The organism is Cecembia sp. (genome assembly GCF_007126775.1).
In the GTDB taxonomy this organism is placed as follows: Bacteria; Bacteroidota; Bacteroidia; order Cytophagales; family Cyclobacteriaceae; genus Cecembia.
Genome location: NZ_SLAP01000193.1, coordinates 1 through 8,786, shown reverse-complemented (window position 1 = coordinate 8,786; position 8,786 = coordinate 1). Strand labels below are relative to the sequence as shown.

The window sequence follows — 8,786 nt, the reverse complement described above, 5'->3', positions numbered from 1 at the left end:
TGGCAAAAGTTTCAGAAGGTTCTTGTTGATTGATTTGATAAATGATGTCCTTGAGTGTGCTGTCGATGTCTATTTTTCCTGTTTCCACGAAGGTCTCATCAAACAGATTCACAATATTCGCATAGGAATTGGTGCTTTTGCTTTCGGACAATAAGATGGCTTTAGCTGCATTGACCAAGGCGGCATAAGTATGGTAGATGCTATCAGACCACCTTTTTTCCACAAAGGCTTCTTTGGATAAATCCAACTTTTCCCGGGCCTCCAAAAGCAAGGTTGCCACCAGGTCGATCACCACGCCGGCACATTCCCCTACCCCAACAGCGACTTTATAGGCATCTTCATTGCCCCAATCTACTTGATCTTCTTCGGTAAGGGTACTCGTATCAGTCAAGCTTTTGAGGATATCATAGAAGTACATTTGTCCTTTGCGATCATAGTACTGCAAGAAACCTTCTCCAGCCTCTTGGTGCTGAGCAAAGTCATCCAGCAAAATTCTCAAGGCCATAGGTCCTCTTTTGCTTGGAATTTTGATCACCTTATCCGCAAAGCGTCCCTTGCCATTTCCCAAAGTTCCACCGCCCAGTAATACCTGTAAAGCCGGGAACACCGTTTTACCGGCTTTTAGTGACATGCCCTGAAAACCAATATGCGCCATATTGTGCTGTCCACAAGCATTCATACAACCGGAAATTTTGATGGTCAGGTCTTGGTTCTGGAGATATTGCGGATATTCAGATGCAATTACTTTCTCCAGTTCCCTCGCTATTCCCGTACTGCTGGCAATTCCCAAATTACAGGTATCGGTTCCGGGACAAGCGGTGATATCTCCCAAAGAATTGTACCCATAATCTGCCAAACCTATCTTTTTCAGCTCTTGGTAGAAATAGGGAATCAACTCCTCCTTCACATCCCTGATCAGCAAATTCTGTCTGAGTGTAAGGCGGACCTCGTTATTGGCATACTCTTTTGCCAAGTCAGCGATGAACCGTGCTTGGGCAGTGGTAAAATCTCCCAGCAAGACTTTCACGCCAATGGCTACATAGCCAGCTTGTTTTTGTGGAATGACGTTGGTCAATTTCCACTGTTCGTATGCCAAATCAAGCGGTTCGGTAAGCGCTACCAATTCCGGGTTGGGAAGGCTTTTACTTGCCTCGTAATCATCGACATCGATGGGATAGGTTTTATAGGGTAAGGCTTTTTTTTCTTCCTCTACCAGTTGCAGAAAAGCTTCTATTCCGATCTCATTGATCAAGAATTTCATCCTAGCCTTCAAACGTCTGGAACGCTCTCCATGTCGGTCAAAAACTCTTAAAACACCTTCGATAAATGGAATCAGTTCATCAATAGCGAGGAAATCCGTAATCACGTCTGCATGCCGAGGTTGGGAACCGAGACCACCGCCTAGCAAAACTTTGAAACCCCTGATTTCTTTTCCATCTACCACTTTCACTTTTGGAATAAAGCCTAGGTCATGCAGGTAGGAAAGGGCGGTATCCTCATCGGAAGAGGAGAAAGACATCTTAAACTTTCGGCCCATTTCCTGGCAGACAGGATTTCTGAGAAAATAACGGAAGACCTCATCCGCATAAGGGGTTACATCAAAAGGTTCCTTGGGATCGATACCAGCAACTTCAGAAGCAGTTACATTTCGAACTGTATTTCCACAAGCCTCCCTCAATGTCACATCGTCCTTCTCCAGTTCAGCCCATAGTTGAGGGGTTTCGTCCAAACTCACATAATGAATCTGTATGTCCTGACGGGTAGTGATATGGAGTTTACCCGTGGAGTACTTTTCCGAGACATCACAGATGCGTTTCAGCTGATCGCCCGTGACACGTCCATAGGGCAATTTGATGCGGATCATCTGTACTCCGGGCTGCCGCTGTCCATAAACGCCACGCGCCAAACGCAGGCTGCGGAATTTTTCCTCATCTATTTTCCCCTCCCGAAAAAGCCTGATCTTTCGCTCCAATTCAATGATGTCCTTTTCGACAAGGGGATTCTCAATCTCGGTTCTAAAGCTTTCCATTTTTAGTTTAATCTATAGGTTTTGTAGAGTATTTTGTTGTACCAAGTACCAAGTACGAAGTACCAAGAATAGTCTAATTCACGATTTTCATTAATTTGAAATACCTATGAGTTTGATTTTTATTGTTTAACGAGGTCCAAGTACTTGGTATATAGTACATGGTACTTGGTACACTAGACAATAAACCCTACACTCACCGTATCATACGTCCCTTCATCAATTAGGATAAAGCTTCCATTGGAACGGTTGACCTGGTAGGGATCAAAGTGGATGGCTTTACTGAGTTTAAAACTCACTTTGCCAATATCATTTAATTTCAAGGAATCGGTAGTTTCCTCTCCGCTGAAATCGGGTTGGATTTTGGACTGAATGGATTCCACTCTTGCCAATACCCTATTGACTCCGTGCTGCAAGGTGTATTTTTCACCGATTCTCAAGGGCTTGTGATTCACCTGACAGATGGTAGCTGTGATGCTTTTCTCAGAATTTGGCAATTCAGAAGACTTGACAATCATATCCCCCCGACTGATATCCACCTCATCTTCCAATGTGATGGTAATGGAGGCTCCCGGAACAGCCACTTCCAATTCCTGATCAAAGAATTGTATTGATTTGATTTTGGATTGGGTGAAAGATGGCAGGATGGTGACCTGATCCCCAACCCGAAAGCTGCCTCCATACAACTTCCCGGAGAAACCCCTGAAATCATGAAAGGCATCGGTCTTTGGACGGATCACATATTGAACGGGGAGTCGCGCGAAGGCTTGCTCCTGCAAATCTTCCGGCTCCAATACCTCCAAATGATCCAATAGTGTATTCCCCAAATACCATGGCATTTGAGTGGATTTTTTGGCGATATTTTCCCCTTTGAGGGCAGAAATTGGAATGAAGGTGATTTGCTCGTTATTGAAATTGCTTTTTTCCACCAAAGCATCGAAATCAGCTTTGATTTTCAGAAAAACATCCTCATCATAACCCACCAAGTCCATTTTATTGATGGCTACCACCACATGGCTCAAGCGGAGCAAATTACTGATAAAGAAATGTCTATATGTTTGCTCGATGACGCCTTTTCTCGCATCAATCAGGATGATGGCTACTTGGGAAGTGGAAGCACCGGTCACCATGTTACGGGTGTACTCCACATGCCCAGGTGTATCGGCTACAATGAAGTTGGTCTTATCGGTATTGAAATAAATATGCGCCACATCAATGGTGATGCCTTGTTCCCGCTCTGCTACCAATCCATCAGTAGCCAGTGAGAAATCCAAGTAATCAAAGCCCCGCTGACGACTTGTCTTCTCGATCGCCTCCAATTTATCGGTAGTCAAGGAACCTGTATCGTATAAAAGTCTGCCGATCAAGGTACTTTTTCCATCATCAACCGAACCGGCGGTAGCTATTTTTATAAGTTTTCTATTTTCCATTTTTTAAAGACATTAGATGCTAGATGTGAGACACTAGACTCGTTTGAGGTTGAATACACGATAAGTTTTGAGAATAGCGAGAAGCGATTTGTAAACAAAAATCTCAAAATAAGAACCTTTTTTTACTCTCCCCTAAGCATAAAGTCTAGAATCTTCTTTTAAACTGGTTAACAAGTCTTACTACTTGTTTCTTGCTTCTTGAGTCTAGACCCTCGCTTCTCAGAAATACCCGACCTTCTTCCGCTTCTCCATCGCTGCTTCGGATCGTTTATCGTCAATTCTAGCGCCTCGTTCTGAGAGTGTGGACTGACGGATTTCTTCCACGACCGTTTGCAAGGTTTCAGCTTCAGAGAGCACCGCTGCGGTACAGGTCATATCTCCTACCGTACGGAAGCGCACCATTTTCTCTACAACCTCCTCATGAGGTTCCCTGTACACATGTTCATTAGCCGTCCAGATCAAGCCATCACGGAAAAAGACTTCCCGCTTATGGGCGAAGTAGATAGATGGGATTTTGATGTTTTCTGTTTTGATGTACTCCCATACATCCAATTCTGTCCAATTCGAGATGGGAAATACCCGTACATTTTGTCCCTGTTCAATGCGTCCATTGAGCATATCGAAGAGTTCGGGGCGTTGGTTTTTTTCATCCCATTGGCCGAAATCATCCCTGACGGAGAACACACGCTCTTTGGCTCTGGCTTTTTCTTCGTCCCTTCTGGCCCCGCCTATGCAGGCATCGAATTTAAATTCTTCAATAGCATCAAGTAAGGTGGTAGTCTGTAAGGTGTTACGGCTGGCATAGCGTCCTTTTTCCTCCCTTACTTTCCCTTGATCTATGGAGTCCTGCACATTGCGTACAATCAGTTCCAAACCCAATTCTTTTACCAAATCATCCCTGAACTGAATGGTTTCAGGGAAATTGTGCCCTGTATCGATATGCAATAGAGGGAAAGGGATCCTGGCCGGATAAAAGGCCTTTTGCGCCAATCTCACCAAAGTGATGGAGTCCTTACCTCCTGAAAACAACAACACCGGCCGCTCAAATTGTGCCGCAACTTCCCGCAGGATATGGATGGATTCTGCTTCTTTTGGATTTGGAATAAATAGGTCTGACATAGTAATTTTTGATTTGCGATTTTTGATTTACGCCTTCAATGAATTCAGCAAGCATTGTTTAATTTCCCATTCAGCATTTCTTATTTATAATTTTCAAAATTCCGAATTTCGAATGATGAATTTCGAAGTCTTGTATCTAAAGTCTCATGTCTAGCGTCTTACTTAGCATGCAACCCACATTCCTTCTTGGATTCTTCCCACCACCAGCGGCCGGCCCTCGGGTCTTCGCCCGCTTGTATGGCCCTGGTACAAGGGGCGCAGCCGATACTGATAAAACCCTTGTCATGGAGTGGATTGTAAGGGATGTTGTTTTCATTGATGTAATTGATCATTTGTTCAAAAGACCAATCCAAGAGTGGATTGTATTTGATGATCTGATTAGCCTCATCCCATTCAATTTTTTTCATAGCCAATCTATTTGGACTTTGCGCTGCTCTCAGCCCCGTGATCCAAACAGAATTCCTGCTCAATGCCCTTTGCAAAGGTTCTACTTTCCTCACTTGGCAGCAGGATTTTCTGTTTTCTACTGATTCATAAAAACCATTGATACCAATATTGTCTACAAGTTTTTCGACAGATTGTCGTTCTGGGTAGTAAACTTTGATTTTGGTTTTGTACCTTTTTTCAGTTCTGGCCAGCAATTCCAATGTTTCAGGAAAAAGCCTTCCCGTATCCAATGAAAATATTTTCACAGGGAGTGTATTTTCAGCAATTATATGGGTGATAACCTGATCCTCTTGTCCCAAAGAGGTAGAGAAGACTAGCTTTCCATAAAATAAATCTGAGAGAAATGCCAGTCCTTCCTTTGGGGAAAGGTCCTCTATTTTTTGACTTAGCTCATGCAAATTCTTTTTCAGGCTCATTACTTTTGTTTTTGGTTGCAGTTTCCCAAGCCCTTTCATGCAAATAATAAAGGGCAATTTTTGTGACCACTTCAATGGATCCTATAGATAAAGCCATGAGTAGTTGTCCGGTAACAAAAAAAGAAATGACCATGGTATCCAAGGTACCTACTACTCTCCAGGAAATGGATTTCGCGAGACTTTTGAAATTGGAGTCTTGTCCTTTGCTATTTACAAACCATCTTTTTAAAGGCTGATCCAGGATCATATACATTTATATTTTATTACAATTACAAAAGTATATAAAACCTATAAATTATATAGGGTATAAGGGAAAAAAATTTATTCTTTATCCAGAATATCAGCTAATGTTTTGTTTTCCAATACTTTAAGCATTTCGTCCCGGACTTGTATCATGACCTTATTTAAGCCGCATTTTGCTTCATTTTTGCATTCAGCACAGGGTTCGTAATAGTTGAGGCTTACACAGGGTAAAAGTGCTATAGGACCTTCCAGCAGCCTGATCACTTTGCTCAAGGGGACATCTTTAGGGTCTTTGATGAGGTAATAGCCACCGCCTTTTCCTTTTTTACTGCCTAGAATTCCTGCTTTTCGCAATTCTAAAAGTATATTTTCCAAAAATTTATGGGAGATACCGTATTCTTCCGAGATATCCTGGATCAATACCGTTTTTTGGTCCATGTGTTTACCCAGATAGGTAAGGGCATGAAAAGCATATTTGGTTTTTTTGGAAAGCATCTGTTTACAAAAATACCTTTTTTATCGATACCTCAAAGCTGAAGGCTTAATCTTACCATGAAAAGACTTTTCGACACAATTTCAATTATCTTTGCCCCATGAATTACCTATCTGTAGAAAACCTAAGCAAGTCCTTTGGGGAGCGCATATTGTTTCAAAATATATCTTTTGGTATTGACCAGGGTCAAAAAATAGCCTTAGTAGGTGTTAATGGGGCCGGTAAATCCACCTTGATGAAGATAATCATGGGAATTGAGGTACCTGATACTGGAGAAATTGGGATAAATCAACAGGTAAAGGTGAGTTATGTACATCAAAATCCGGTTTTTGCAGGGGCATTGAATATTTACCAGACCATTTTTGAAGGAAGTCAAAACGAGACTTTAAAAGTGATTGAGGACTACCACAAGGTCCTGTTGGAGGCTGAAAGTGGAAAAGATACAGGAGACCGTTTACAGGATTTGATGGAAAAAATGGATGCTTTACAAGCCTGGGATTATGAATATCAGGTAAAGGAAGTATTGGGCAGATTGGGTCTGCATGATATGGAGCTCCCAGTCGGAAATTTAAGTGGGGGTCAGAGAAAAAGGGTGGCGCTGGCCAAAGCCATTTTGGAAAAACCGGATTTACTTTTGTTGGATGAACCGACCAACCATCTGGACTTGGAGACCATCGAATGGTTGGAAGAATACCTTTCGAAGGCTAACCTTGCTTTGTTTATGGTGACACACGACCGGTATTTTTTAGAAAAAGTCACCAATGAAATTCTGGAACTTGACAATTGGAAAATATTCCGATACCAAGGAAATTACGGTTATTTCCTTGAGAAGAAGGCTGAAAGAAGAGAAATCGAAGCTACTGAGCAAGAAAAAGCCAAAAGCCTTTACAAAAAGGAACTGGAATGGATCCGAAGGCAGCCCAAAGCAAGGGGGACCAAGGCCAAATACAGGGTAGATGCTTTTGAGGAAACCAAAGAAAAAGCCTTTCAAAAAAGAGAAGAGCGGGAAATAGAATTGAAAGTGACCAGCCAAAGACTGGGTAATAAAATCATTGAAATAGAAAAATTGAATAAGGCATTTGATGGGAAAAAAATCATCAAGGATTTTAGTTATACTTTCAAGAAGGGAGATAAAATAGGTATTGTTGGCTCAAATGGTGCCGGGAAAACCACCTTTTTGAATATGATTACCGGTATTTTGCAGCCGGATTCAGGTAAAATATCTACTGGGCAAACCACTGCGATTGGCTATTACCGTCAGGAAGAGGATTCATTCGATGAAGAAAAGAGATTGATCGATATCGTTAAAGATGTTGCGGAGGTCGTGACTGTTGCAGGAGGAAGCACGATCACTGTATCCCAATTTTTGAATAAATTCGGTTTCCCCCCAAAACAGCAGCATACCCCAATAGCGAAGTTGAGCGGGGGAGAGAGGCGAAGGCTACAGCTGTTGATGGTGCTGATCAAAAGTCCAAATTTCCTGATTTTGGATGAACCTACCAATGACCTGGATATTCTGACCCTGAATACCCTGGAAGAATTTCTGGATACTTTTCCAGGCTGTTTGATCATCGTTTCCCATGATCGGTATTTTATGGACAGATTGGTAGAGCATCTCTTTGTTTTTGAAGGAGGGGGAATTATCAAGGATTTCCCTGGCAACTATACTGATTTTAGAGAATGGGAAAAGGAGCAGAGATCCATTGAAAAGGACGGCAAGCAGGATAAGCCTGCGAAGGTAGAAAATGAGAAAAGCGCAACCAATGGATCTGCCAAAGTAAAAGCCAGTTTTAAAGAGAAAAAGGAATTTGAGGAGATCAATGCTACAATCGAAAAGCTCAACGTTGAAAAAGAGGAGTTGGTAGCCAGGATTTCAGAAGGAACCGAGGATCATCAGGCGCTTTTGGAATGGTCCAGTAGGATTCAGGAGCTGGAAGGCTTATTGGAAGAGCTGGAAATGCGCTGGCTGGAGCTGAGCGAACTGGATGGGATTGAATAATTGGTTTCTGTACAGGATAATATTTTTTATGTTACACAGAGATGCACCTGAGGCTTTTTCAGCAGACCCTAAGTACGGAGCTTAGGAAGCCTTGGTTAAATGGTTCCCTTTAAAAATCCATGCCTTGTTTCAGGTTCAAATTTTTCAATGGCGTACCTTAACATGGTCCTTGGCATGTTTTTATAGTGCTGTCTGAGAAATTGAAGTGCAGTGTAATAATCCCGGTTGCCTATTTCACGGATCATCCAACCTACGGCTTTTTGGATGATATCATGTGGATGCTGAAGTAATTTCTCAGCGATTTTCAGGCTGTCTGAAAAGTCATCATGGTCAATGAAATAGAAGGTACTGATTACTGCGATCCTTTGATCCCAGAGTTGTCCGGAATGGGCAAGTTTATAAAGCAGACTCCTGTCTTTGTTGTAAAGCCAAGGGCCCAAAATTTTATGGGCAGAACTGTCTACCAGGTCCCAATTATTGATGTACTGTTTATTGTCAAAGTAAAAATCAACAATCGCTTGTTTCTCTTCATTTGATTTCGATTTTTGAAACTTCTGCACCAAGATAAAAATGGCGGTCAGGCGGATTTCGTGGTAATGGTTTAGTATCAGTT

General features: G+C 42.2%; 8 protein-coding genes. 1 reads left to right on the top strand and 7 read right to left on the bottom strand.

Annotated elements, in window-relative coordinates; translation table 11 throughout:
• From QZT73_RS12950 to QZT73_RS12925, 6 genes are all read right to left on the bottom strand, one after another.
• Positions 1-2,029, bottom strand: a 2,029-nt coding sequence (locus QZT73_RS12950) for a HEPN domain-containing protein (protein WP_291788560.1), incomplete at its 3' end; no start/stop codon positions are given.
• Positions 2,030-2,202: 173 nt separating this feature from the next.
• The gene (locus QZT73_RS12945) at positions 2,203-3,456 is read right to left on the bottom strand and encodes a GTP-binding protein (RefSeq protein ID WP_291783885.1); all 1,254 of its coding nucleotides are present in this window, start codon (positions 3,454-3,456) and stop codon (positions 2,203-2,205) included.
• A 219-nt stretch (positions 3,457-3,675) separates the two neighbouring features.
• On the bottom strand, positions 3,676-4,575 hold the full coding sequence (gene cysD / locus QZT73_RS12940) for a sulfate adenylyltransferase subunit CysD (RefSeq protein WP_291783884.1): 900 nt from the start codon (positions 4,573-4,575) through the stop codon (positions 3,676-3,678).
• A gap of 158 nt (positions 4,576-4,733) precedes the next feature.
• The gene (locus QZT73_RS12935) at positions 4,734-5,438 is read right to left on the bottom strand and encodes a phosphoadenylyl-sulfate reductase (RefSeq protein ID WP_291783882.1); all 705 of its coding nucleotides are present in this window, start codon (positions 5,436-5,438) and stop codon (positions 4,734-4,736) included.
• The gene (locus QZT73_RS12930; protein WP_291783890.1) at positions 5,413-5,685 is read right to left on the bottom strand and encodes a DUF2061 domain-containing protein; all 273 of its coding nucleotides are present in this window, start codon (positions 5,683-5,685) and stop codon (positions 5,413-5,415) included. Before QZT73_RS12930 ends, QZT73_RS12935 begins: the two co-directional genes overlap by 26 nt.
• A gap of 74 nt (positions 5,686-5,759) precedes the next feature.
• Positions 5,760-6,176, bottom strand: coding sequence for an Rrf2 family transcriptional regulator (locus QZT73_RS12925; RefSeq protein ID WP_291783880.1), 417 nt, complete (start codon positions 6,174-6,176; stop codon positions 5,760-5,762).
• Between the two features lie 98 nt (positions 6,177-6,274).
• On the opposite strand from QZT73_RS12925, the gene QZT73_RS12920 reads away from it, so the two are divergent.
• Positions 6,275-8,173 carry an ABC-F family ATP-binding cassette domain-containing protein gene (locus QZT73_RS12920; protein ID WP_291788557.1) on the top strand — a complete coding sequence of 633 codons (1,899 nt, stop codon included), beginning with the start codon at positions 6,275-6,277 and terminating at the stop codon, positions 8,171-8,173.
• 95 nt (positions 8,174-8,268) lie between these two features.
• Here the strand turns inward: QZT73_RS12920 and QZT73_RS12915 are convergent.
• Positions 8,269-8,786, bottom strand: a 518-nt coding sequence (locus QZT73_RS12915; protein ID WP_291788554.1) for a DNA alkylation repair protein, incomplete at its 5' end; no start/stop codon positions are given.

Coding starts and splice junctions, on each gene's coding strand:
- QZT73_RS12945 (WP_291783885.1), bottom strand. CDS start 3,456: ATGGAAAATAGAAAACTTATAAAAATAGCTACCGCCGGTTCGGTTGAT.
- cysD (WP_291783884.1), bottom strand. CDS start 4,575: ATGTCAGACCTATTTATTCCAAATCCAAAAGAAGCAGAATCCATCCAT.
- QZT73_RS12935 (WP_291783882.1), bottom strand. CDS start 5,438: ATGAGCCTGAAAAAGAATTTGCATGAGCTAAGTCAAAAAATAGAGGAC.
- QZT73_RS12925 (WP_291783880.1), bottom strand. CDS start 6,176: ATGCTTTCCAAAAAAACCAAATATGCTTTTCATGCCCTTACCTATCTG.
- QZT73_RS12920 (WP_291788557.1), top strand. CDS start 6,275: ATGAATTACCTATCTGTAGAAAACCTAAGCAAGTCCTTTGGGGAGCGC.
- QZT73_RS12930 (WP_291783890.1), bottom strand. CDS start 5,685: ATGATCCTGGATCAGCCTTTAAAAAGATGGTTTGTAAATAGCAAAGGA.